We start from the raw sequence: 24031 nt of genomic DNA on the forward strand, positions 1-24031 counted from the left end.
GCTGAACTGGGCTAGCGAGCTCACCAGCACATACTGCCTCCTGCCACCGACAGAAACCGCATTCGGGCCGCGGCGCGTGATTGAGGCAGGGCCTCGGCGGACATACAGCGACCGTGACCATTGATTACGCGGCCATCGAAGCCCGCCGAGCGGAAATCAGGCAGCGCTATGTCTTAGCGCGCCGGCCGTCGAGCAGCGCCCGCGGGCTGCACCACATCGCTTTGCTGTCGTCGAATGTGGAGCGCACCATCCAGTTCTACCAGGACCTCCTGGAGTTCCCGCTCACGGAGATCATCGAGAACCGCGACTACAAGGGCTCGAACCACTTCTTCTTCGACATCGGCAACGGCAACCTGCTCGCGTTCTTCGACTTCCCCGGGCTCGACCTGGGCCCGTACCAGGAGGTGCTGGGCGGGTTGCACCACATCGCGATCTCCGTCGACCCCGCCACGTGGGAGCGGCTGCGCGGGAAGCTGGAGATGGCCGGCGTGCCGCACCAGATAGAGAGCGGCGCCTCCATTTACTTCAAGGACCCCGACGGCGCCCGGCTGGAGCTGCTCGCCGACCATCTCGGTGAGATGTACGGCGCGCGGGTGTTGTGACCTAACGTCGCGACGCCCTGCGCGTGCGCGGCTTGCCCGCACGCGGCTCCTGTCTGATGCCCGCATGCCTTTCTGCTCGCTCGGCTTTCTCCTTCTGTACGGCCAGACGCAGCATGAGCAGTAATCGGCGGCGCCTGGCCCGGTTGGCCTTGGTCTTGGCTGTCTTCGGGGGTGAAGACTTGGAGGTCTTTGGCATGCGGTTGTCTTACCCACCCTGCGTGCGCTTCCATACTTGATTGCATGCGGCTGACGGAGTTCTGGAGACGGATGAACGCTCATTTCGGTGAGACGTACGCCGAGTCGTGGGCCCGCGACTACGTGATCGCCCCGCTCGGCGGGCGTACGGTCATGCAGGCGCTGGCCGACGGGGAGAGCGCCAAGACCGTCTGGCGGGCCGTCTGCCAAGTGGAGGATGTCTCATCCAAGCTGCGTTGAGCCAAGGGTGTCGCGCAGCGCGCCGGCCGTGCGCTCCAGGTCGCCCGCACTGCCACGGCCGCCGTGCGACCACAAGAACTCCCATCCGCCGGCCGTAGGGGTGGCGAAGATGATCGTCTGCCGGCCCGTCCCCGGGTGCCACACCCACAACACCGGATCGTCGCCGCCGACCATGCGGCTCACCAGTCCCTCTTTGGGCAGCAGCTCGGCGAGCGCCTCCAGATGAGCGCGCCGTTCCCGGGTGTAGCCGTTCGCCACGTCGCCGCCTCCCGCTGTCGCCCCTGCAGTGAGTCTCCCCAGCTCACAGGGCCGTGAACATCACCCTGTGTGGCCGCGCATCCGGTGAAATCGAACGCAGGGGCGTACGGCTTGAAGAACTCGTCGTCGGCGGTTCGCCGGTGTGCGGAAGCCGTCTCAGCAGGCGTACGGCGGTGGACAAATGGTCGCCCGGCAGCGCTGTGCCCCCTCACCGCCGCAGAAGGCGGGCGGGTGACGGCGGCCCGCGCTCCGTACGCTCCGTGCGCTGCCGCGGTTCCTTCGTGTTGCTGATGTGATCGAACAGCCGTTCGGCTACGATGGAACAACGCCGAGCCGCGTCTTCCCCGGCAGTCGCAGAAAATGTCGGTGGCAGGCCGTAGGTTTCACTCGACTGATCGGACCACGACCCTCCAGGGGGAGTTCCCATGGCTATCAACGACCGCGAGAAGGCCCTCGAGACCGCGCTCGCTCAGATCGAGCGGCAGTTCGGCAAGGGCTCAGTGATGCGCCTGGGCGACGACGCCCGAGCTCCCATCGAGGTGATCCCGACGGGGTCGATCTCCCTTGACGTGGCACTCGGCATCGGTGGCCTGCCGCGCGGCCGCATCGTCGAGATCTACGGCCCCGAGTCTTCGGGTAAGACCACCGTCGCCCTGCACGCGGTGGCCAACGCCCAGCGGGCCGGCGGCATCGCGGCGTTCATCGACGCCGAGCACGCGCTCGACCCGGAATACGCCAAGAAGCTCGGGGTGGACACCGACGCCCTGCTGGTCTCCCAGCCCGACACGGGCGAGCAGGCGCTCGAGATCGCCGACATGCTGATCCGGTCCGGCGCCGTGGACATCATCGTCATCGACTCGGTGGCCGCGCTCGTGCCCAAGGCGGAGATCGAGGGCGAGATGGGCGACAGCCACGTCGGCCTCCAGGCCCGCCTCATGTCCCAGGCCCTGCGCAAGGTCGCCGGCGCACTCAGCAGCACCGGCACCACCGCCATCTTCATCAACCAGCTCCGCGAGAAGATCGGCGTCATGTTCGGCAGTCCCGAGACGACGACCGGCGGTAAGGCGCTCAAGTTCTACGCCTCGGTGCGCATGGACATCCGCCGCATCGAGACGCTCAAGGACGGCACGGAGGCGGTCGGCAACCGCACCAGGGTCAAGGTCGTGAAGAACAAGATGGCCCCGCCCTTCCGCGTCGCCGACTTCGACATCCTCTACGGCGTGGGCATCTCCCGCGAGGGCGGCCTCATCGACATGGGTGTGGAGCACGGCTTCGTCCGCAAGTCCGGCGCTTGGTACACGTACGAGGGCGACCAGCTCGGCCAGGGCAAGGAAAACGCCCGCAACTTCCTGAAGAACCACCCCGACATGGCCAACGAGATCGAGAAGAAGATCAAGGACAAGCTGGGTGTGGGCCCGCGCCTCGACGCCCCCGCCGAGCCCGCCGCCGCGGCAGCCCCGGCCGCCGCGCCTTCCGGCCGCGGCTCGAAGTCCACTCCCAAGCCTGGTGACGTCTGATCGTTCAACCCCATGAGTGACACCAACCGGCCACAGGCGCCCCACCCCGCCCAGGGCGCCTGGCCTGCCCGAGTCCACATTCAGAGCGCCCAGCCCGGCCGTCTGTGCGCCACCACCCAGTCCGGAGGGCGAGCGGTTGCGTAGCTCATCGGACAGCGCCTGGCCAGGCGGGCGGGACCTCGCGCGTTCGGCGTCGGACGGCTGGCCGTCGCTCGACGAATGGCGCACACAACGCGACCGCCAGCGCACCTCAGAAGCGCCAAGCCAGGACCCGCCAGAAGCGCCAAGCCAGGACCGGCCCTCAGGACTCCACGAAGACCAGCCGACCACGCCTGTCCCCTCTCCAGAGCACGGACCGATCCCCGCTGCCGACGTCAGTGAGAGGCCGGCCGTCGATGACCAGGACGACGACTCCACTCCGCACGTCCAGGACCGCGCCGATCCGGGGCGGGAGGGGCGGGAGCGTGCCGACGACGCCCCTGCCGGTCGCGGCTACGGGGGCGAGGGCTGGCACTCCGAGGTGCTGGCCGGCAGCAGCTGGTTCGCGGACGACCAGCCGTCCGGTGCCGAACGGGCGAGGTCTCGTCCGAGCGGCACGGGCGAGCAGGCCACCACCAGGAAACGAACGGCAAGAAACCGCCGCCGCGGTGACCGTTCCGCCGATGAGCTCGGCGGGCAGGTCGGCGGAGGGGTGGGCGGCGAGTCCGGCGGCTACGTCGGCGATGCGGGCGACGCGGTGGGTGGCGGGTCTGCAGGTCGGTTCGGCGGCACGGTCGGTGGCGAGTTCGGTGGTTCGTCCGATGGCGGCTCCGGTGGTCGGTTCGGCGACGCGGACGATGGCGAGTCTGCAGGGTGGTCCGGTGGCGAGGCCGAGGGCCGATCCTCAGGGCGGCGGGCCGGAGGCCGGTCCAAGGGGCTGACGGGGAACGGCTCGCGGGGCGGAAAGAGCCGGTCGCGGCGCGGTGGGTGGCTGGCCGACGGACCCGAGGCCGGTAGTGCTGCGGCTTCCGGACCGGATGCGGATCCGGAGTCGGTGGCTCGGGCCATTTGCCTGCGTCTGCTCACGATGGCTCCCAAGACCCGAGCCCAGCTCGCCGAGGCGCTACGGAAGCGGGACGTGCCGGAGGAGGCCGCCGAGGCGGTGCTCAGCCGGTTCTCCGAGCTGGGCCTGATCAACGACGAGGCGTTCGCGGAGGCCTGGGTCGATTCCCGGCATCACGGCCGCGGCCTGGCCCGGCGTGCCCTGGCGGCCGAGCTGCGCCACCGGGGGGTGGACAACGACACGGTCAAGGAAGCCGTGGAGCGTTTGGACCCCGACCAGGAGGCGGAGACGGCTCGTCGGCTGGTGGATCGTAAGCTCGCCGCCACCCGATCCTTGGACCCGCAAACCCGCACCCGCCGCCTCGCGGGCATGCTCGCCCGCAAGGGTTACTCTTCCGGCCTGGCGTACCGCGTCATCCGGGAAGCCCTGGAGGAGGAAGGCATCGACCTGGAAGCCGACTTCCCCTGACATCCAGGGCGCTCCGCCGACGTCCCGGTCGCTCCGCTGCCCTCCGGCGTCCTCCGCTGACGTCCGGCGCCGTCCCGTGACGTCCGGCGCCGTCCCCCCGTGACGTCCGGCGCGCTGTGCTGGCGTCTCGGTCGGTCCGCTGGCGTCCGGCGCGCTGTGCTGGCGTCTCGGTCGGTCCGCTGGCGTCCGGCGCGCTCTGCTGGCATCCGGTGCTCGCTCTGACATCCGCTGCTCCGCTGCTCCGCGGCTCGCGGTGCTGGGGTTCTCCGTGCGTGGCGCCCTCCGCCTTCCCGGCCGGGCAAAGATCGGGACTTTGTGTTTTGTTCACATTTTTCTTGCTCTTCCTGGACAGGCTGGGACTCAAGGGGGCCCGCGCCGGGTCAGGATGCCCGTCACCGTGGACGGTTGCTGGAATGCCTGGTCAGGCGGGGGAGACGGGCCCACGTGCGCGGAATACCGGTATTAATGGGGGATATTGGGCCGGGTGTGGAGATGCAGGCCCGTAAGACACGCTTGATGACGCGTTTGCTTGCTCGTGACCAGTTCGACGCATAACCTCGACGCAGTGAGGGAGTTACTCCGCGCAGCGCGGATTGCCATACCGGTGAACGACGGACGAACAAGCTTGGTTGATCGAGACGGGCGAGGTGTCGGCTTTCGTAGTCGACGCCCGGTCAGTCTTGGCTTGACATCGATCCTGGTGCCGAACGGGCTCTGCGCAGCGCGCTTGTGACCCCTCCCATGTCTGGGTCCGCGTTATGAGGTGTTGACGACGCGAGGAGGGCGGGGCGCACATGGGGCCGCTGGTCGTGGTGCTGATGGTGGCGGTGCTCGTGCTCGCGTTCGGGATGATCGTCGCGCTTCTCGTCGTCATACGCCGCACCTCCGGCGACATTCCGAGAGCGGGGGCCAAACCGAGCCCCGAGCAGATGCAGGTCGCGCACGAGGAGATCGAGCAGGCGCGTGAGGAGGCGCGGGAGATCCGCCACAAGGCGGAGAGCGATGCCGAGGAGATCCTGCGCAGATCCGAGGCGGCCGCCGAGAGCGCCGCGCAGATGCGCCAAGAGGTCGAGCAGGAGAGCCGGATACTCAAGTCCGAGCTCAAGGAGCTGCGCGCCGACCTCGAACGCAGGGAGGCCCGGCTGGCCGAGCGGGAGCAGCGGCTGGACGAGGAGGCCAGGCGGCAGGCCGAGCGGGACAGGAAGCTCGCCGAGACCGAGATCGAGCTCGCCGACCGGCGCGATGAGCTGCTCCAGGTCGAGCAGGAACGCCGGGTCATCCTGGAGCGGGTCGCCGGGCTGACCTCCGACCAGGCCAAGGCCGAGCTGGTCAAGGAGATCGAGAACCAGGCCAAGCGCGAGGCCGCACTGATCGTCAGGGAGATCGAGGGCGACGCCCGCAAGGAGGGCGAGAAGCGGGCGACCAAGATCGTGACGCTGGCCGTGCAGCGGCTCGCGGCCGAGCAGACCGCGGAGTCGGTCGTCAGCGTGCTTCACCTGCCCGGCGACGAGATGAAGGGCCGCATCATCGGCCGTGAGGGTCGCAACATCCGGGCGTTCGAGTCCACGACCGGGGTGAATCTCATCATCGACGACACACCTGAGGCGGTGTTGTTGTCCTGTTTCGACCCGGTCAGGAGGGAGACGGCGCGACTCACGCTGGAGAAGCTCGTGCTCGACGGCCGCATCCACCCGCAGCGCATCGAGGAGGCGCACGACCGCAGCCGCCAGGAGGTGCAGGACCTGTGCGCGAGAGCCGGTGAGGACGCCCTGGTGGAGCTGGGCATCACCGACATGCACCCCGAGCTGACGCTGCTGCTCGGACAGCTGAGATACCGCACCTCGTACGGGCAGAACGTGCTGAAACACCTCATCGAGTCCGCGCACATCGCCGGCATCATGGCCGCCGAGCTGAAGATGAACCAGACGCTGCTGAAGCGCTGCGCCCTGCTGCACGACATCGGCAAGGCGCTCACGCATGAGGTCGAGGGCAGCCACGCGCTGATCGGCGCGGAGATCGCCCGCCGCTACGGCGAAGAGGAAGACGTGGTGCACGCCATCGAGGCGCACCACAACGAGGTCGAGGTACGCACCGTCGAGGCGGTGCTCACGCAGGCCGCCGACGCGATCAGCGGCAGCCGGCCCGGCGCCCGCCGCGAGTCCCTGGAGGCATACGTCAAGCGGCTGGAGCGGCTGGAGGAGATCGCGCAGTCGTACGAGGGCGTGGAGAAGGTGTTCGCCATGCAGGCCGGGCGGGAGATCCGGGTCATGGTCAAGCCGGACGCGATCGACGACATCCAGGCCCAGGTGATCGCCAGGGACGTGGCCAAGCAGGTGGAAGAGGAGCTGACCTACCCCGGGCAGATCCGGATCACGGTCGTGCGGGAGTCTCGCGCCACCGAGTTCGCCCGCTGAGCCCCATGCATTACGCGAAGATCTGCTGGTAGAAGGCGAGTTCGGCGGCGAGGGCGGCAGCGCGGGTCTCGGTGCGGCGGAAGCCGTGCGACTCGCCGTCGAAGGCGAGGTACGTACAGGAGATCCCGCGCTCGGACAGCGCGTCGGCGAAGGCGGTGGACTGCTCGGGCGGCACCACGGGATCATCCAGCCCCTGCAGCAACAACATGGGGCAGGAGACGCCGTCGACGAGGGCGAGCGGTTCGCGAGCGGCGTAGACCTGCGGATCTTCCGGTCCGACCAGCCACTCCACGTAGCGGGACTCGAAGTCGTGGGTGTGGGCGACGAGCGGGGCGAGCGCGCTGACACCGTAGTACGAGACCCCGCCCGCGAACACGTCGGACCGGCAGCAGGCCGCCATCACGGTCCAGCCGCCCGCGCTGCCGCCGCGTACCGCGATCCTGGCCGGATCGGCGAGCCCTCCGGCGGCCAGTCCTTCGGCGGCGGCCACGACATCGGCCACGTCCACCAGCCCCCACAGCCCCTTCAGCCGCTCGCGGTAGGCCCGGCCGTAGCCGGTGGAGCCGCCGTAGTTGACGTCGAGCACGCCGATGCCGCGCGAGGTCAGGAACGCCTTCTCCAGGTCGAGCGCGGTGTTGGCGTGCGCGGTCGGCCCGCCGTGCACGAAGATCACGTACGGTGGCAGCCTGCCCTCGGAGGCCGGGCCGTACGGTGGATAGAGGAAGGCGTGGACCTCCCCGCCCACCCGCATCGGTTGCGGAACGGGCAGGTAGGCGGGGTCGGGCAGCCGGTCCCGGTCCTGCCTGAGCACCCGGGCGGCAACCACCGCCGTGCCTGCGGCCCCGCCTGCCGCCGTGCCTGCGGCCCCGCCTGCCGCCGCGTCTGCCGCCGCGTCTGCGGCCCCGCCTGCCGTCGTGTCCACGGTGACGACCGACCGGGGGATCGCGGCGGCGTACCCGATCCCGGTCACGAATGTGCCGTCGGCGGTCAGCGCGCCGTCCCACCCGCTGTAAGGCACGTCGAGGTCGGTCAGCGTGCCCGACGCGGCGTCGAGCACGCCCAGCCGCAGGTCGCCCCGCCCGTGCAGGACCGCCAGCCGGCCGTCGCCGAGCACGGCGTACGGCCGCCCGCCCAGCTGCCACGGCGGCAGGGCGAACTCCTCCTCGGCCGGATGGAGCTCCCGCAGGCCGTCGCCGCGCAGGCCGGCCTCGTAGAGGTTCCACCAGCCGGAGCGGTCGGAGATCAGGTAGAGGCGGGAGTCGTCGCGCCATGAGGGGGCGAGCACGGACTCCGCCGGACCGCCCCGCACCGTCCAGGAGCCGCCGCCCCCCGCCAGCGGGGTGACGCGGAGCTCGGTGCCGTCCCACGGCATACGCGGGTGGTTCCAGCACACATAGGCCAGATGCCGGCCGTCGGGGGAGATGGCGGGAGAAGCGTAGAAGTCGCAGCCGGTGGCCCATTCGCGCCCCTCGCCGCCCTCCAGCGGGATCGACACGATCCCCCGGGTGACCTTCCCGTCCTCGGCGTGCCGCTCGCGTACACACCACACCTGGCCGTCGTGGATCAGCAGATCGGCGTAACGGCAGCCCTCCGGGGTGAGGGGTTTGGGCTCGCCGTCAGTGCCGAGGAGGTAGAGCCGCTGGTCCTTGAGGTGGGCGAAGACCACCTCGCCCGTGGGGGTCACGGCATACGGCCGCCCGCCGTACTCGTGGACCCGGGTGCGCGCGTTCCACGGCGCGGGCAGCAGCTCGCGGCAGGTACCGTCGGCGGCGCGGCACATGATCGTGGTGCGCCCGCCCTCTCCCGGACGGTCCTCGGTCCACCACACCCGGCCGTCCTGGGCCGTCGGCCAGGCAGGGCGCACGCCCGAACCGGCCACATCTCTGGTCGATATGGGGGAGGGCCAGAAAGGCATACCCGCATCCTGCCGGAAGATCGCCGAGCGTGCGGGCGGTCCCCCGAGATCAGGGGCAACCCTCGGGGCGCGGCAGGGAGGAGGGGAGCCTGAGCCCCGTCTTGCCGAACCATTTGTGCAGCAGCCGCGTGGCCGTGCCGTCCCGCCACATCTGGGCGATCGCCCGGTTGACGGCCTCGCAGGTGGCGGTGTCGCCCTTCTTCAGCCCCACAGCCCACTTCTCCTCGTGGAAGGGGTCGTTGAGCAGCCTGAACCGGCCGGGCTCGGCCTCGGCGAAGCCGGCCAGGATCAGGTTCTGGGTGCTGATCGCGTCGAGCCGGCCGTCGGCGAGCTTGCGCACGCAGTCGGAGTAGTTCGTCGCGGGCACCAGCTCCGCCGGCAGGTCCAGCTTTCCGTCCGGGGGCGGGTCGACGACCCTCCGGTACGAGTTCGAGCCCTCCGCCAGGCAGATCCGCTTGCCCCGCAGATCGGTCACCTTCTTGATCTGGGTCTCGTCGGCGCGGACCATCGTGTCCTGCTCAACGAGGACGTACGGCCCTGCGAACGTCACGTGGGGCTTGCGGGCCTCGGTGATGGCGTAGGTGGCGACGATCATGTCCACGGTGCCGTTCTGGAGCAGCGCCTCGCGGGTGGACGACGGCGACTCCCGCCAGGTGATGTGCACGTCCTCGCCGCCCGCCAGCGCGTTGACGACGTACCTGGCGACGTCGACGTCGAACCCGACAGGGTCGCCGGGACCGGTCTTCAGGCCCAGGCTCGGCTGGTCCCACTTGGTGCCGACGACGACCCTTTCGGCACCCCTGATCTTCTCCACGACGGTGGTGTATCCGCCTCCGCCGCCGCACGCCGCCAGGGCCACCATGACCACGATGGCCGCCCCTGCCAACGCCGCCACCAGCATGTTTACGAGTGTGTGCGCGGGGAAACCTTCGCAAACCGGACTTGCCGAGAAATGGAATTCTCTTGGCGATCTACGGATGTACGGGCGGCGGGCGGTCGGCCCGCCGCCCGGTCACTCGCCTGTGTCGGACAGGGTCGGGCCGGCCACGGCACCGCCCGCGCCGGCCGCCAGGGCGATGCCGCCCGCGCCGGGCGGCGCGACGGGTCTCGCAGCGGTCTTGCGGCTACGCCTGCTGCGCTGCTCCAGCCAGGTGGCCAGGGCGCTGAGCGCCATGTTGAGCAGCACGTAAATGATTCCGATGACGATGGCCGCCGGGATCAGCGAGCCGAAGAGAGCGGCGGGCAGGATCTTGAACCCGGTGTTGAGCAGGTCAACGTAGGCGATGATGTAGCCGAGCGCGGTGTCCTTCAGCAGCACGACGAGCTGGCTGATGATTGCCGGCATCATCGCCGTGACGGCCTGCGGCAGCAGCACCAGCCGCATGACCTGGTTCTTGCGCATGCCCACCGCGTACGCGGCCTCGGACTGGCCCTTCGGCACCGCGTTCACGCCGGCCCTGACGACCTCGGCGAGCACCGAGCCGTTGTACAGGGTCAGGCCCAGGACCACGGCCATGAACGCGTAGTCGCCGCCGCCCATCAGCTGCGGGGCCAGGTAGAAGATGAAGAAGATCAGCAGCAGCAGCGGGATGGCGCGGAAGACCTCGACCACCACACCGGCCGGGATCCGGATCCACTTGTGGTCGGACAGCCTGGCCAGGCCGAAGATCGCGCCGAAGGCCAGCGCCAGTACCGCGGCCACCGCCGCGGCCCGCAGCGTGCCGATCAGGCCCGGGATGATCCAGGTCTCCCACGTGTGCCACCGCAGGAACGGCTGCCAAATCTTGGCTTCCCACTGGCCCTTGGCGTCGAAGCCGGCCCAGATGCCGTAGAGCGCGCCGGCAACCAGGGCGGCGCCGACCACCGTGAGCAGGCCGTTGCGCACCCGCGCGCGCGGGCCGGGGGCGTCGAAGAGGACGGAGGTGCTCATCGGACCACCGCCAGGCGCCGCGACAACCAGCCGGTGAAGAAGCCGATGGGCATGGTCAGCGCCATGAACGCGACGACGATGCCCAGGAAGATCGGGATCGACGCGCCGGTCGTGTCGAACACTTCCTTCATCGTGGCCGCCGCGTCCAGCAGGAACCCGCCGGCGGTCGCGACCGTGGTGTTCTTGATCATCGCGATCATCACGCTACCCAGCGGTGCGATGACCGACCGGAACGCCTGAGGCAGGATGATCATCGTCAGGGATTGCATGAACGTCAGCCCGATCGCCCTGGCCGCCTCCGCCTGCCCGAGTGGCACCGTGTTGACGCCGGCACGCAGCGCCTCGCACACGAAGGCCGCGGTGTAGGCGGACAGACCCATGGCGACGAGCCAGAAGGAGTTCGTCGTCGGCTGGTCCGAGAAGACCAGGCCGAGGGTGTCGCTCAGGCCCAGCGCCGAGAACGCCAGCACCAGCGTCAGCGGGGTGTTGCGTACCACGTTGACGTAGAACGTGCCGGCCGCGCGCAGCACCGGCGTGGGGGAGACCCGCATCGCCACCAGGATCGTGCCGAGGATCACGGACGCCACCGCACCCACGATCGACAGCTTGACGTTCTCCAGGAAGCCGAGCGCAAGCTCCGGGGCGTACTTGATTAGTTCGTCCATCGTGCTCCACCGCATAGAGCGACGGCGGCCGGGATCCCGGCCGCCGTCCCTGACATGATCAGCTGCAGCCCTCGGCCGGCGGGGCCGTCGTGGACACCTGCAGGCCCTGAATGCCGCCGAACCACTTGTCCAGCAGCTGCTTCATGGTGCCGTTGTCCCACAGCTTCTTCACCGCCGTGTTGACGGCCTCACAGGTCTTGGTGTCGCCCTTCTTGAGGCCGATGCCGTACTTCTCGTCCGTGAAGCCCTGGCCCAGCACCTTGAAGTTGCCGCCGGCCTGCTTGGCGAAGCCCGCCAGGATCAGGTCGTCGGTGGTGACCGCGTCGAGGTTGCTGCCGTTGAGCTTCTGCACGCACTCGGAGTAGTTGGCGGCGTCGACGGTCGTCGCGTCGATGTCGAGCTCGCCGTCCGGCGGCGGGTCGGTGATCCGCTTGTACGAGTTGGAGCCCGCGGCCTTGCAGATCTTCTTGCCCTTGAGGTCCTGCGGGGTGTTGATCGAGGTGTCGTCCTTGCGGACCATGACGTCCTGGTGCGCCACGACGTACGGGCCACCGAAGGTGACCTTGCCCTTGCGCTCCTCGGTGATGGAGTAGGTGGCGAAGACGATGTCGACCGTGCCGTTCTGGAGGAACGGCTCGCGGTTGGACGACGCCGACTCCTTCCACGTGATGTTCACGTCCTTGCCGCCGGCCAGCTCCTTGATGACGGCCTTGGCCACGTCGACGTCAAAGCCCTCGGGCTCGTTGCCCACCTTCAGGCCCAAGCTCGGCTGGTCCCACTTGGTGCCGACCACGACTTCGCTAGCTCCCGTGATCTTGTCGACCACGGTGGTGTAGGTCTGGCCCCCGCTACCGCCGCCGCAAGCGGCCAGACCGGCGGCCAGAGCCGCAATCGAGAGCACCGCTCCCGTTCGACGCATGTGCATGTGTACCTGCCCTCGTAATTTCTCAGTGCGTGAGGATCTTCGAAAGAAAGTCGCGCGCCCGGTCGGTCTGCGCGTTCGTGAAGAACTCGTCGGGAGTGTTCTCCTCCACGATCTGGCCGTCTGCCATGAACACCACCCGGTTGGCGGCCCGGCGGGCGAAGCCCATCTCGTGCGTGACGACCATCATGGTCATCCCGTCACGGGCCAGCCCGATCATGACATCGAGCACCTCCTGCACCATCTCGGGGTCCAGTGCCGAGGTCGGCTCGTCGAACAGGATCATCTTCGGTTCCATGGCCAACGCCCTGGCGATCGCGACCCGCTGCTGCTGGCCACCGGAGAGCTGGGCCGGATATTTGTCCGCCTGCGCTGCGATGCCCACACGCTCCAGCAGCTCCATCGCCCTCTTGTTGGCGGCGTCCTTGGCGACGCCGCGCACCTTGACCGGGCCGAGCGTGACGTTTTCCCGGATGGTCTTGTGAGCGAACAAGTTGAACGACTGGAAAACCATGCCCACTTCAGAGCGTAGCCTGGCCAGCGCCTTGCCCTCGGCGGGCAGCACTTGGCCGTCAAATATGATCTTCCCGTCGTCGATCGTCTCCAACCGGTTGATCGCGCGGCAGAGCGTGGACTTCCCCCCGCCCGATGGGCCGATGACGACCAGGACCTCGCCACGAGAGACGGTCAAGTTGATGTTCTTCAGGACGTGCAAGGCCCCGAAGTGCTTGTTGACGTTCTCCAACTGAACCAGTGGAGTGGCGTCGCCGTTCTCCGTCATGGAACGAAACGGTAGAGGGCATTAAGGCGCTGGTCACTAACTGAGCGGTACCGATCCGATCACATCCGGCCGTCAAGCTGGTGTTTTAGATCTGTGAGGACCGTCGCAAGCCGGATTGCGACTACCCTTGAACATGCCATGACTGTGACCCAGGAGGGCGCCCGCACGTACCAAGTGCGCACATACGGGTGCCAGATGAACGTGCACGACTCCGAGCGGCTGTCAGGCCTGCTGGAGGACGCCGGCTACGTGCCCGCGCCGGACGGGGAGACCGCCGACGTGGTCGTGTTCAACACGTGTGCCGTGCGGGAAAACGCCGACAACCGCCTCTACGGCAACCTCGGCCACCTCAGGCCCGCCAAGACCCGCAACCCGCGCATGCAGATCGCCGTGGGTGGCTGCTTGGCGCAGAAGGACCAGGGCGAGATCGTCCGCAAGGCGCCGTGGGTCGACGTGGTGTTCGGCACCCACAACATCGGCTCGCTGCCGGTGATGCTGGAGCGGGCCCGCATCGAGGGTGAGGCGCAGGTCGAGCTCAAGGAGTCCCTCGAGGTCTTCCCCTCGACGCTGCCCACCAAGCGCGAGTCCCCCTATGCGGCCTGGGTGTCCATCTCCGTCGGCTGCAACAACACCTGCACGTTCTGCATCGTGCCGTCGCTGCGCGGCAAGGAGAAGGACCGCCGGCCGGGCGACATCCTGGCCGAGGTCCAGACGCTGGTCGACCAGGGCGTCCTCGAGGTCACCCTGCTGGGCCAGAACGTCAACACGTACGGGGTGGAGTTCGGCGACCGCCTGGCCTTCGGCAAGCTGCTGCGTGCCTGCGGCGACATCGAGGGCCTGGAGCGGGTCCGCTTCACCTCCCCGCACCCGGCCGCCTTCACCGACGACGTGATCGCCGCCATGGCCGAGACGCCCAACGTGATGCACCAACTGCACATGCCGCTGCAGTCAGGCTCGTCTCGCATTTTGAAGGCGATGCGGCGTTCCTACCGCGCCGAGCGTTACCTGGGCATCATCGAGCGCGTGCGCGCCGCCATGCCGGATGCCGCCATCTCGACGGACATCATCGTCGGCTTCCCCGGGGAGACCGAGGAGGACTTCCAGGGCACGCTCGACGTCGTCCGCCAGAGCCGCTTCGCCAACGCCTTCACCTTCCAATACTCGATCCGTCCCGGCACCCCGGCGGCCACCATGCCCGACCAGGTGCCGAAGGAGGTCGTCCAGGAGCGCTACGAGCGGCTGGTCGCCCTGCAGGAGGAGATCTCCTGGGAGGAGAACAAGAAGCAGGTCGGCCGGACGCTGGAAGTGCTGGTGGCCGAGGGCGAGGGACGTAAGGACGACGCCACCCGGCGGTTGTCAGGACGGGCGCCGGACAACCGGCTCGTGCACTTCGCGGTGGGGGCCGAGGTGCCCCGGCCGGGGGACATGGTGACGGTCGAGGTGACGTACGCGGCGCCGCACCACCTGGTGGCGGACGGAGCGGTGCGCTCGGTCCGGCGCACTCGGGCGGGCGACGCCTGGGAAGCGCGCCAGGCCGGCCCTTCGGCGGGACCCGGCGTCATGCTGGGCATGCCCACCGTCGGCCGCCCGGCCCCGCTGCCCGCCGCACCGGCGGGTGCCTGCTCGGCGCACTGACCTCAGGCCGGCTGGCCGAGGACGAAGCCCGCGATGTCGGGGAGCCGGACGACGCGTCCGAAGGCTCCCCAGTTGCCGTCGGGGATCTCGATGATGTGCACCCAGGCGGACGGCTCGGTGGAGAGCCGGTCGGGGTCGTCGTCGGCCTTGGCCAGCACGGCCGTGACCCGCCGCACCATCTCGGCGCGTTTGTCGTCGTCCAAGGACCCGGCCGGAACGCTGACCCGGACCACGTACCTGGCCGGCTCGTCCGCCGCCACCGGGCGCCCGCCGACGGACCAGGCGTCCACGTCCTGGAACACCAGCCACGATATGGACCTGGCGGCCGCGTTGTCCGGCGCGCCCTCCACCTGCATGACCTCCGCGACGAGTTCCTCGGACACGCGGGCGCGCTGGTCCTCGCGCAGCGAGCCGCGGGGAGTGAACACTTCGACGAACGGCATGTCGTCCCCCTTCAGGGTTGCTTTATTGAACTTACCTATGAGCGGACGCTACCCCGGGTGCGTTCAATAAAACAACCCTCTAGGCTGGACGGTATGCGCCGTACCAGCTTCGCCGACATGAGCTGCGCCATCGCCCGCAGCCTGGAGATCGTGGGGGACTGGTGGACGCCCCTCATCATTCGCGACGTCTATCTGGGCGTCCGCCGCTTCGACGACCTGGTCACCGATCTCGGGATCTCCCGCAACCTGCTGACCGCCCGGCTCGATCACCTGGTCGACCAGCAGATCCTCGAACGGCGCCGCTATCAGGAACGTCCCCCGCGTTACGAATACGGCCTCACCGAAGCGGGCCAGGATCTCGTGCCCGTGCTGATGGCCCTGATGGCATGGGGCAACAAGTGGGCCGGGCTGACCGACGGCCCCCCGGCCCTCCTCGAACACCGCCCCTGCGGAAACCTCTTCACCCCGCTGATCGTCTGCCCGCACTGCGGGGAGCAGGTCACCGCCGACGATGTCAAGGTCCACCCCGGCCCTGGAGGTCGCGTGGGGCCCGGCACCTGGGTGCTCGCCGAGCGACTCACTCAACCGGACGTGTCGTGATACCAAGCTGGTCGCCCCGGTGGCACCAATTGCCCTTTCCGTCTCCGCTGTATGTCCGGCGGCATAGCTGGAATCAGCAAATCGCGAGGACGTACTTCAAGATGGCCGCCGCCTCTCTATCGCATGAAGTATCGTATACCTCGAAGAAGCTCTTTAACCATTGAAGGCGAGAACGGTATGTCCGTCCCGGAGTCTGACATCACGGCACCCAAATCGGTAACCCTGCGCCGTCGTCTCATCGCTGAAGTGGAGGAGCTCAGCGGTCCGCGTGGCTTCTCGGCGGCCACTGACGAGGCCTTGTCCTTCTGGGTCGCGCGGAAGAGGCTGCGTCGCGCGATCGATAGTTACGAGGAGGACACCACTGAGATCACCGAGGCGGAGATGGAAGCGGTCGTCGCCAAAGTGGGTGGCTTGTGAGCCGCGCACGGCGCCGCTCGCACACCGCTCCCGTCGCAGGCGAAAGTGCCGTTCACGCTCTCGACGGTCCCGCTGTCGTGCTCGACGCTCAGGGGTTCTCCCTGCTGGCGGAAGAGGATCATCATCCTCGTAAGCGTGAGCTGCTGGCGTTGTTGAAGGTGTACGAGCGCGCAGGCTTCATCGTCGGAATCAGCGCGGTCACGGTGGCGGAAGAACGGCGCACCGGGACGGCTGGACAGCGTCTGGACTGGTGGCGCTCACAGTTGGTGCGCGTGCCCGTATCGGAGCCGACCGCGCTGCTGGCCCGCCAACTGCTGGAAGAAACAGGGCTGGATGGACACCGTAGCGTGGTGGGTGCCCTCGTGGTGTCCACGGCTGCGAGCAGTCCGGATGTGGCTCGCGTGATCTCCAGTGATGCCAGCCATATCCCCAAGCTATGCGCCGCGGCAACGGCCTTCCGGCGCATCCCTGTGGAGTTCAAGCAGATATAGGCCTGACGTGCGGCTCCTCCCTCTGGTGCCGAGCCGCGCGGTTATCGCTGCTACTCGTCAGGTCGGGATCGCCGCCACTGTAGGCGGCGCGGGGCGTCAAGAGGCCCATGCTGGACGTACAGAGGCGTGGCGACGATGAGATTGGCCTGGTCCTGGTGGCTTATGAGGACCCGCGCATGACTTGACAGGCGTGGGCGGGTGCGCCGCGGAGAGTCCCCTGCTGCCATCCGGTACGCGCTGATCACCTCTGTCCTCACCGTCGGTGAGACGTCCGCAAGGTCCCGGCTGAGGCGGGCGCCCGCCGCCAGCGCGGTGAGGCTGGATCGCCGTGTTCATCGCCGCCCGGGTGCACGGGAGGATTTCGGCTGTTTCTGCGCCCGGCGCCGTGTGTGGACCTCAAGGAGGCGGAGTCAGCAGTTGTCGAGAATCGACACCATCGCGTTCTTCTCCGCCGACGTGACCCAGACGTCGTATTTCGCCTTCACGTCAATCTGACGGGCGATGTACGTGCAGCGGTACGACTTGCGCGGCGGCAGCCAGGTCGCCGCGTCCGAGTCGCTCTTCTGGCTGTTCAGCGGCCCGTCCACGGCCAGGAGGTTCAGCGGGTCGTTGGCGAACTCCTTGCGCTTGGTGGCCGTCCACTGCTGGGCGCCCTTCTGCCAGGCGTCCGACAGGGGTATCAGGTGGTCGATCTGGACGTCCATGCTGGTGTCCTGGCCGCGTTTGAACTCGATCGTCTTGCCGCTGTAGGGGTCCTTCAGCGTGCCGGTCAGGACGATGCAGTCGTGGGTGCCGCGCTTGAAGGTCTCGTTGTCCAGGTCGCGCTTGAGAATGTCGTTGCGGGTGTCGCAGCCGTTGCGGTCCACGTCGGCCCACGCCGGGCCGAATTCGTCGCGGTCGAAGCCGGTCTTCGGGGCGCGGCCCTTGACGGCCAGCTTGGCCAGCTTCTTGCGGGCGTCCGCCACCGAGGGCGAGTCGGGTTTGGCGGCGGTGTCGGGGCTGGTGGACAGCGCCTCCAGATCGCCGCAGCCGGTCAGTACCGCCATCGTGGCCAAACCGGCCATGAAACCCCGAACCCGCACCCGAACCCCCACACTTCAGCTTTTGTAAAGTCTAGGTATATATCCCCCAAGAGCGTCAAGTAGCCATTCGGCTGGACGGGGAACGCCCAAGAACCATGGAGACCATGGAATGACCCTTGTCGTACGCTGATCGGGGATCATGACATGTCGGGAAGGGGGGGTATGGCGCAGCGGCGCTTACTCGAAGGGCTAGGGGTCACGGTCGCTGAGGAGACGGCGTACCGGGCCCTGCTCAGGCACGGTCCCGCGACGCTGAGCGAGCTGGCCGCCGAGACCGGCTCGTCCGCCGCCGCCATCCGCCGCATGCTGCCCCGGCTGGAGGATCTCGGTCTGATCTCCCGTGTGGCCGGCCGCCCGCTCCGCCTCATCGCCACCCCACCAACGATCGCCATCGACATTCTCGTCGCCCGCCGCCAGGAGGAGCTCACCCACAGCCGCGCCGCCGCCGCCCTCCTGGCCACGGAAGTGGCCGCCCGCAGCGGGCCCCAGCCGGAGGAGGTGCTGGAGGTGGTGTCCGGCCGCGACGCCGTGGCCCGCCGCTACCTCCAGCTCGAACGCAACGCCACGCGGGAGATGCTGGTGCTGGTGCATCCGCCGTACGCGGTGGACATCAGCGACGACCAGGAGAACCGGCGGCGAGCCGCCCGCAAGGGAGCCCCTGTCACCCGCGGCATCTACAGCCCGCAGGCCTTCGAGCACCCCGGCATGCTGGCCCACACGCGCCGCGCCATCGCCGACGGCGAGGAGGCCAGACTCGGTCCGGTCCCCGTCAAACTGGCCATAGCCGATGCGGCCACCGCCATCCTGCCGCTGGTCTCCGACGAGGACCAAGCCGTCGAAAGCGCCCTCGTCGTCCACCCATCAGCCCTGCTCGACGCGCTGGTCGGCCTGTTCGAGACGCTATGGCGAGCCGCCGTGCCGCTGCGCCTGTCGACGGAGGGCCTGGAACAGGAGCGAGAGGCCCCGGACGCCGAGGTGCTGGCCCTGCTGGCGGCCGGCATGAAGGACGATGCCATCGCCAGGCAGCTCGGCCTGAGCCCGCGTACGGTGCAGCGCCGCGTCCAGGTGCTGAGCGAGCGCCTGGGGGCCAGAACCCGCTTCCACGCCGGCTTCCTCGCCGCCCAGCACGACCTGTTGCCCGAATGATCTAAGAACGCGTTCGTCCCACGGCGATTGACACCGCCAGTGCCGCGATCACTGGAATCGCGGTATAGAAGATCAAGAACAGGAGGCCCACCGGCCATAGTCCCTGACCTCCTCCGCCTTCCCGCACGACGCCGATGAAAAAGACGACATAGAACGGAGCCGCGGCCAGCAGACCCCACCAGACCCCGCCTTGCGGAGCGAACCATGCCGCCGCCCCGGCGAGCACGGACAGCAGGAGGAAGGCCGGGAACAGGAAGGGCGAGTCGAAAAAGTCGCGCGGCGCGCCGGACGAGACCACCGGCGAGGTCATGAGACAAACCCCCACGGCGACGGATCCCGCGATCACCAGGAGCACTATCCACAGGATGGCGTCGGTAAGACGAGGCACAGAACTCCTCCATGTGTCGGGCATTACGTGATGAGCATGCCGCCGTCCACCGGCAACGTCACCCCGGTGATGTACGAGGACGCGTCGCTCGCGAGGAAGATCGCGGCGGCCACCAGCTCGGCCGGGTCACCGGGCCGGCCCATGACCACCCGCGACTCCAACATCCGTGCCAGGTAGCCGGGTTGGTACTGCTCGGTCATCTCGGAGGCGAAGAACCCCGGCTCCAGGCAGTTGACCCTGATCCCGCGTCGTCCGGTCCACTGCTGGGCCAGGTCGCGGGTGAGCCCGATCACCGCCGCCTTGGACGCGCTGTAGGCAGCCTGGGGCAGTCCGGCCGTGGTCTCGCCGAGCACGCTGCCGATGTTCACGATCGACGAGCCCGGTGGCATGACCTGCGCGCACGCCTGCGCCATCCAGTACGTCCCGTGCAGGTTGATGTCGATGACCTGCCGGAACTCCTCCGGTGTCTCGCGCAGCGCGGGCACGGCGGTGCCGATCCCGGCGTTGTTGATCAGGACGTGGACGCTGCCCAGTTGGTCGACGGCGGCGGCGACGAGCGCCTTGCAGTCCTCGGGCCGTGTGACGTCGGTCGGCACGGACACGCACCGGCGGCCGGTCTCCTCCACCAGCCGCCGCGTCTCCTCCAGCCGGTCCGCGCGCCGGGCGCCGATCACGATGTCGGCGCCCGCCTCGGCCAGTCCGCGGGCGAAGGCCACACCCAAGCCCGACGAAGCCCCGGTGACGATCGCCACCTTCCCGTCCAGCCGGAACCGTTCCAGCACGTCAAACCCGCCTTCCTGGTCGAGTACGTTCGGTCGTCACGACGAGCGTGCCACACCGCATGCCTCTCGTCGGGGACGGCGAGGTCCTGCCTCCATCGTGAAACCAAGCCGCTGTGAAAATCGGAACGCCCCGGCCCTGACACGCGGTCGGGACCGGAGCGTTCAGCACCTCGGAGCTTCTTAGAGGCCGTATTCCTTGACGATCCGCTCGTGCCGCTCGACCTCGACGTCGATCTCCCGCGCCAGGTCCAGCCACGCCAGCGGATGCACCCACCGCTCGGTGGCGTCGTCGAGCAGCGCGTCGACCTCCGACGGCGACACGTCCGGCGGCACCGCGACCCAGCCGAACACGCCCGGCAGCGGCTCCCCGCTGGTCGGGTGGGTGACCTTGTAGTTCTCGTCGCTGTAGACCCACATCGGCCAGCCGCGCTCGGCCATGACCTCGGTGAACTCCGCCCAGTCCTCCTCGCTCGGCGCCGCGCCGTCGAAGAAGTAGCTGGTGTAGCCGCCGGGCCGCAGGATGCGCACGGCCGCGAACGGGGGCACGAAGTTCTGCTGCTCCTGCGGGTCCTCAGGCACGGGCTCCAGCAGCTGCGGGTCGAAGACCACCAGGTCACCGGCGTTGTAGTCCATGCCGCGCGGCTGCGGCAGCGCCAGCCTGGCGGTGGCCGGACCGGTGCGGATCGACAACACCTGGCGCTGGCCGCCGTCGGGGGCGGGGAGGATGACCCGGATGAGGCCCATCTCCTCCTCGATCGGCCCCTCCTTGGACTTGATCGGCATGCCGATCTTGGCCGCGCCCTTGCGCACGGTGTCCCAGTCCTCCGCCGAGGTCGCCATGACGATCATGCGCCAGACGTCCTCGTCGCTGAGCTCGTCGATCACCTCAAGCAGCGCCTGGGCCGCCTTGGCGTTCTGGTCGAGCTGCTGCGCGGCGCTGGACAGCAGGCGGCGGGCGTCGATGCCGGCGCCGGCCGCCACGGCGTGCTCGGCGGCGTCGAGCGCCTCCTCCCACCGCTCCCGCGCGCTGTGCAGGCGGGCGAGCGCCACCTGCTGGGCGGCGTGCGGCAACAGCGCGGCCATCTGCTCCAGCCGCTCGTCCTGGCGGGCCTCGACGAGCAGCGTGGTCAGGTAGTTGACGTCGTCGTCGTCCGCCTCGCCGATCTTGCCGGAGTCGACGATCATGCGCCAGTAGATGTCGGCCCCGGTGGCCGGGTAGCCGAGGAAGCCGAGGGTGGTGGTGTGGCGGCGGGTGGCCTCGAGGTCCTCGCCGGACAGCGGCGCCAGCCAGCCGATCCACTTCTCCGGGTCGGCGTTGAAGCCGTCGGCCGCGTCGAACTGGCCCACCCGCTCCTCGAGCGTCCCGGGGGCCTCGGGCTCGGTGGTGGCGTCGGCAGCGGCCCGCAGCGCGGCGATGCGCTCGGCCAGGCCCTCGGTGTCACGCAGCTCGGCGGTGCCGGACTCGGCGAGGTCGGCCAGCAGCCTGGCCTGCCACACGCCCTGCCGGGCGACGGCCAGGTCGCCCGCGATCAGTGCGAGCTCGACGCGGGCGCGGTAGCCGCCCATCATGCCGAAGTAGTCGATCCACTGGCGAAGCACGCGGCCGAGCTGCCAGGTGTTGGTGATCTGCGCGGAGGTGGCCAGCAGGCTGACCGCCTGCGACCACTCCACGAACACCCGCGGGTGCTCGCCCACCACGTCGAGGTCGGGCAGCGCGTCCACGGCCTCGGCGGTGCGACCCAGCGTGGCGAGGATCAGCGCACGGCGCACGCCGTCGCGGTGGTCCTTGGCCACCGGGTCGTCAGGCTGGAACTCGGAGGCCGCCTGCAGCGCGGTGAGCGCGTCCTCGGCGCGGCCGGCCGTCAGCAGCGCGCGGGCGCTCTCGGCGCCGAGCTCCCAGCTGGCCTCGCGCCCGGCCACGCGCAGCCGCTCGACGGCGGACTCGGCGTAGGTCACGGCCTCGCCCGGCTTGCCCGCGTCGATCAGGGCGGCGACGTATTGGGTCACGAGCCCGGTGAAGGAGGCCTTCTCCGGGCTCAGGCCTTCGAGGTATGCCCCCAGCGTCTCCAGACGCTCGTTCGCGTAACCGGGGCCGTCGGTGTTGGCCCACGCGACGGCCAGCGCCTCGACGGCAGCCGGCGCGGACGGGCACTCGCGCACGTCTTCGCGCTGAGCGAACGCCAGCAGCTGCTGCGCGTCGTCGATGGCGACCGCGCCCTGCGCCCGGTCACCGATGCGGCCGATCAGGTGCCAGTAGCGGGCGTAGAACTCGAGCCACGGCAGCTCCAAGGCCTCCGCCTGCTGCGCGATGGCCGGGGCCATGACGTCGAGCTGCGGGTATCGGCCCTCGTAGGCCTGTGCGGGTAGGTCTCCCAGCGCCATGGCGAGGCCAACGTTGCCCGCCTCAGAAAGCTGCTGCTGGGTTTCGCCGACCCAGGCCCAGATGTCCACGTCCATGGGCAGTCAGTCTGCCAGGTCAACGAGCGTCCCCAAAACGCAGGAGCTCGATGAGCTCGTCCGTTTCTCCATCGTCGAGGGCCGAAAACACCGGCGCCATGAGATCGTCGGTACGCTTTTCGGCCTCCGCACGGCGTGCCACCACCTCAGGCGACGGCGTGGCGTACGGCTCGGGCCAGGTGAAGAATTTGGCGATCATCTCGCCCGCAGCGAGCCCGAAGGGGGTCGCGTCGTGGTCGGCGGCGAGCGTGGCCTCCAGCGGGTGCAGCCCCGCCGCGAGCACGACGTTGGCGTGCAGGCCGCCGCGCAGCTCGCGTACACAATGCATGAGCTGGACGGCCCGCGCGGGCGGGTCGTCGGCCAGCGGCACTTTGCGCCAGCCCGCGAACAGCGGGGCGCCGGTGGACGGAGCCCGCTCGACGACGCGTTCGAGCAGCTCAGCGATTCTGGCGCAGCCGTCATAGCCGCCGAGCTTGCGCCGGCCCCAGGCGCGGCACACCTCGGCGTACAGCTCGACGGCCTGGTCGACGGGGAGCTTGCGGCCGCCGTTCCAGCTCTCCTCGACGTGCTCGGGCGGGAAGAAAACCGCGACTGACGCGACCACGTCGGCGTCGCACTCGCCCAGCACGCCGCAGCGGCCCCTGAAGTAGAGCTCGCGGGCGCCGAGGCCATGCTCGTCGCAGATCGCCTTGGCCTCACGGGAGATCATCCATCCGCCGCCGAACTGGCCGATGGGCGCTTTCGCCTGGGTTGCGGTGGTGCGTGGGTCTGCCATGTCCACCCCTCAGTTCGTGAAGTGGACTCAGCATCCCTCAGGAGAACATCATTCTGCAAGCATCAGGTCTCCGCTCGCCACGAGGACGGCAGGACCGGAAAGGTAGCTCGTGTCCTCGTCGAGGATGACGGTCAGCGTGCCGCCCAGCACCTCGACGGTCCAGGTGCCGGTGGTGTCGCCCGACAGGGCCGCTGCCGCGACCGCCGTGGCCACCGCGCCGGTGCCGCAGGAGCGGGTCTCACCGGAGCCGCGCTCGTAGACGCGCATGACCACACGAGTGACGCCCACCGGGTTGAAGAACTCGATGTTGACGCCGGCGGGGAAGACACCGGTGTCGAAGGCGGGCGGGTGGCTGAGGTCCAGCTGGACGACCGGGTCCCCGATGGGGCAGGCCAGGTGCGGGTTGCCCATGTTGACGTGGATGCCGGTGTATTCGTGGCCGCCGAGGCCGGCCACGCTCTCGCCGTGCACGACGGGCTTGCCCATGTCGGCCGTGATGGCGCCGTTCGGCTCGACGTGGATCCTGCGTACGCCGCCGCGCGTGGCCACCGCGAAGCCCTGCGGATCCGCCAGCCCGGCGTCGATCAGATAGCGGGCGAACACGCGCACGCCGTTGCCGCACATCTCGCCCATGCTGCCGTCGGAGTTGCGGTAGTCCATGAACCACTCGGCCGCGGCCACCTGGTCGATCACCTCGGGGCACTGCTTGGTGCGCACCACACGGAGCACGCCGTCGGCGCCGATGCCGGCTCTCCTGTCACAGATCCTGGCGACGAGCGCAGCCGTCATGTCCACCTCGCCGTCGGGATCGGGGAGGATGACGAAGTCGTTCTCGGTGCCGTGACCCTTCAGAAAGCGCATTGTAG

Annotated in this window: 24 protein-coding genes; 10 read left to right on the forward strand and 14 right to left on the reverse strand. The window is 69.1% G+C overall.

Annotated elements, in window-relative coordinates; genetic code table 11:
- Positions 1–113: 113 nt before the first annotated feature.
- Positions 114–602 carry a VOC family protein gene (locus EDD27_RS02050; protein WP_127930798.1) on the forward strand — a complete coding sequence of 163 codons (489 nt, stop codon included), beginning with the start codon at positions 114–116 and terminating at the stop codon, positions 600–602.
- Between the two features lie 240 nt (positions 603–842).
- Positions 843–1037, forward strand: coding sequence for a DUF3046 domain-containing protein (locus EDD27_RS02055; RefSeq protein WP_127930799.1), 195 nt, complete (start codon positions 843–845; stop codon positions 1035–1037).
- Here EDD27_RS02055 and EDD27_RS02060 read toward each other — a convergent pair.
- Positions 1020–1295, reverse strand: a complete 276-nt coding sequence (locus EDD27_RS02060) for a hypothetical protein (RefSeq protein WP_127930800.1) — start codon at positions 1293–1295, stop codon at positions 1020–1022. The two genes, EDD27_RS02055 and EDD27_RS02060, sit on opposite strands and share 18 nt — an antisense overlap.
- 425 nt (positions 1296–1720) lie before the next feature.
- On the opposite strand from EDD27_RS02060, the gene recA reads away from it, so the two are divergent.
- The 3 genes from recA to rny all read left to right on the forward strand — a co-directional run bounded on the left by recA (position 1721) and on the right by rny (position 6736).
- On the forward strand, positions 1721–2812 hold the full coding sequence (recA, locus tag EDD27_RS02065; protein ID WP_127930801.1) for a recombinase RecA: 1092 nt from the start codon (positions 1721–1723) through the stop codon (positions 2810–2812).
- A gap of 736 nt (positions 2813–3548) precedes the next feature.
- Positions 3549–4322, forward strand: a complete 774-nt coding sequence (gene recX, locus EDD27_RS02070; protein ID WP_206642073.1) for a recombination regulator RecX — start codon at positions 3549–3551, stop codon at positions 4320–4322.
- A 794-nt stretch (positions 4323–5116) separates the two neighbouring features.
- Positions 5117–6736: a ribonuclease Y gene (gene rny, locus EDD27_RS02075; RefSeq protein ID WP_127930802.1), complete on the forward strand. Its 1620-nt coding sequence runs from the start codon at positions 5117–5119 to the stop codon at positions 6734–6736.
- Positions 6737–6746: 10 nt separating this feature from the next.
- Here the strand turns inward: rny and EDD27_RS02080 are convergent, their stop codons facing one another.
- From EDD27_RS02080 to EDD27_RS02105, 6 genes are all read right to left on the reverse strand, one after another.
- A complete protein-coding gene (locus EDD27_RS02080; RefSeq protein ID WP_164903435.1) occupies positions 6747–8651 on the reverse strand; it encodes a S9 family peptidase in 1905 nt (634 codons plus the stop codon).
- A 49-nt stretch (positions 8652–8700) separates the two neighbouring features.
- The gene (locus EDD27_RS02085; RefSeq protein WP_127930803.1) at positions 8701–9552 is read right to left on the reverse strand and encodes a glutamate ABC transporter substrate-binding protein; all 852 of its coding nucleotides are present in this window, start codon (positions 9550–9552) and stop codon (positions 8701–8703) included.
- Positions 9553–9663: 111 nt separating this feature from the next.
- A complete protein-coding gene (locus tag EDD27_RS02090; protein WP_127930804.1) occupies positions 9664–10581 on the reverse strand; it encodes an amino acid ABC transporter permease in 918 nt (305 codons plus the stop codon).
- Positions 10578–11246, reverse strand: coding sequence for an amino acid ABC transporter permease (locus EDD27_RS02095; RefSeq protein WP_127930805.1), 669 nt, complete (start codon positions 11244–11246; stop codon positions 10578–10580). Before EDD27_RS02095 ends, EDD27_RS02090 begins: the two co-directional genes overlap by 4 nt.
- Before the next feature lie 58 nt (positions 11247–11304).
- On the reverse strand, positions 11305–12165 hold the full coding sequence (locus EDD27_RS02100; RefSeq protein WP_241563817.1) for a glutamate ABC transporter substrate-binding protein: 861 nt from the start codon (positions 12163–12165) through the stop codon (positions 11305–11307).
- Between the two features lie 28 nt (positions 12166–12193).
- On the reverse strand, positions 12194–12949 hold the full coding sequence (locus EDD27_RS02105) for an amino acid ABC transporter ATP-binding protein (RefSeq protein ID WP_127930807.1): 756 nt from the start codon (positions 12947–12949) through the stop codon (positions 12194–12196).
- 138 nt (positions 12950–13087) lie between these two features.
- Here EDD27_RS02105 and miaB point away from each other — a divergent pair, with 138 nt between their 5' ends.
- Positions 13088–14584: a tRNA (N6-isopentenyl adenosine(37)-C2)-methylthiotransferase MiaB gene (miaB, locus tag EDD27_RS02110; protein ID WP_127930808.1), complete on the forward strand. Its 1497-nt coding sequence runs from the start codon at positions 13088–13090 to the stop codon at positions 14582–14584.
- Between the two features lie 2 nt (positions 14585–14586).
- On the opposite strand, the gene EDD27_RS56205 is transcribed toward miaB, so the two are convergent.
- Complete coding sequence (locus EDD27_RS56205) at positions 14587–15027, reverse strand: tautomerase family protein (protein WP_127930809.1); 441 nt, start codon at positions 15025–15027, stop codon at positions 14587–14589.
- 93 nt (positions 15028–15120) lie between these two features.
- Here EDD27_RS56205 and EDD27_RS02120 point away from each other — a divergent pair, with 93 nt between their 5' ends.
- The 3 genes from EDD27_RS02120 to EDD27_RS02130 all read left to right on the forward strand — a co-directional run bounded on the left by EDD27_RS02120 (position 15121) and on the right by EDD27_RS02130 (position 16535).
- A complete protein-coding gene (locus EDD27_RS02120; RefSeq protein ID WP_127930810.1) occupies positions 15121–15627 on the forward strand; it encodes a winged helix-turn-helix transcriptional regulator in 507 nt (168 codons plus the stop codon).
- A gap of 177 nt (positions 15628–15804) precedes the next feature.
- Entirely contained in the window at positions 15805–16044 is a 240-nt protein-coding gene (locus tag EDD27_RS02125; protein ID WP_127930811.1) for a hypothetical protein, read from the forward strand.
- A gap of 77 nt (positions 16045–16121) precedes the next feature.
- The gene (locus EDD27_RS02130) at positions 16122–16535 is read left to right on the forward strand and encodes a hypothetical protein (RefSeq protein ID WP_127930812.1); all 414 of its coding nucleotides are present in this window, start codon (positions 16122–16124) and stop codon (positions 16533–16535) included.
- 410 nt (positions 16536–16945) lie between these two features.
- Here EDD27_RS02130 and EDD27_RS02135 read toward each other — a convergent pair whose 3' ends face one another.
- Entirely contained in the window at positions 16946–17599 is a 654-nt protein-coding gene (locus EDD27_RS02135; protein ID WP_127930813.1) for an HNH endonuclease family protein, read from the reverse strand.
- Between the two features lie 180 nt (positions 17600–17779).
- Between EDD27_RS02135 and EDD27_RS02140 the strand changes: the two genes are divergently transcribed.
- Entirely contained in the window at positions 17780–18763 is a 984-nt protein-coding gene (locus EDD27_RS02140) for a helix-turn-helix transcriptional regulator (RefSeq protein WP_127930814.1), read from the forward strand.
- 1 nt (position 18764) lies between these two features.
- On the opposite strand, the gene EDD27_RS02145 is transcribed toward EDD27_RS02140, so the two are convergent.
- The 5 genes from EDD27_RS02145 to dapF all read right to left on the reverse strand — a co-directional run bounded on the left by EDD27_RS02145 (position 18765) and on the right by dapF (position 24026).
- A complete protein-coding gene (locus EDD27_RS02145) occupies positions 18765–19118 on the reverse strand; it encodes a hypothetical protein (protein ID WP_127930815.1) in 354 nt (117 codons plus the stop codon).
- 56 nt (positions 19119–19174) lie between these two features.
- Positions 19175–19933: an SDR family NAD(P)-dependent oxidoreductase gene (locus EDD27_RS02150; RefSeq protein WP_127930816.1), complete on the reverse strand. Its 759-nt coding sequence runs from the start codon at positions 19931–19933 to the stop codon at positions 19175–19177.
- Between the two features lie 180 nt (positions 19934–20113).
- Positions 20114–22390 carry a tetratricopeptide repeat protein gene (locus tag EDD27_RS02155; protein WP_127930817.1) on the reverse strand — a complete coding sequence of 759 codons (2277 nt, stop codon included), beginning with the start codon at positions 22388–22390 and terminating at the stop codon, positions 20114–20116.
- 19 nt (positions 22391–22409) lie between these two features.
- Positions 22410–23165 (reverse strand): SCO6745 family protein, encoded by a 756-nt coding sequence (locus EDD27_RS02160; RefSeq protein ID WP_241563818.1) that lies wholly within the window; start codon positions 23163–23165, stop codon positions 22410–22412.
- 48 nt (positions 23166–23213) lie between these two features.
- Positions 23214–24026: a diaminopimelate epimerase gene (gene dapF / locus EDD27_RS02165; RefSeq protein WP_127930818.1), complete on the reverse strand. Its 813-nt coding sequence runs from the start codon at positions 24024–24026 to the stop codon at positions 23214–23216.
- Positions 24027–24031: the final 5 nt, after the last annotated feature.

Origin of the sequence: Nonomuraea polychroma, assembly GCF_004011505.1 — a bacterium.
In the GTDB taxonomy this organism is placed as follows: Bacteria; Actinomycetota; Actinomycetes; order Streptosporangiales; family Streptosporangiaceae; genus Nonomuraea; species Nonomuraea polychroma.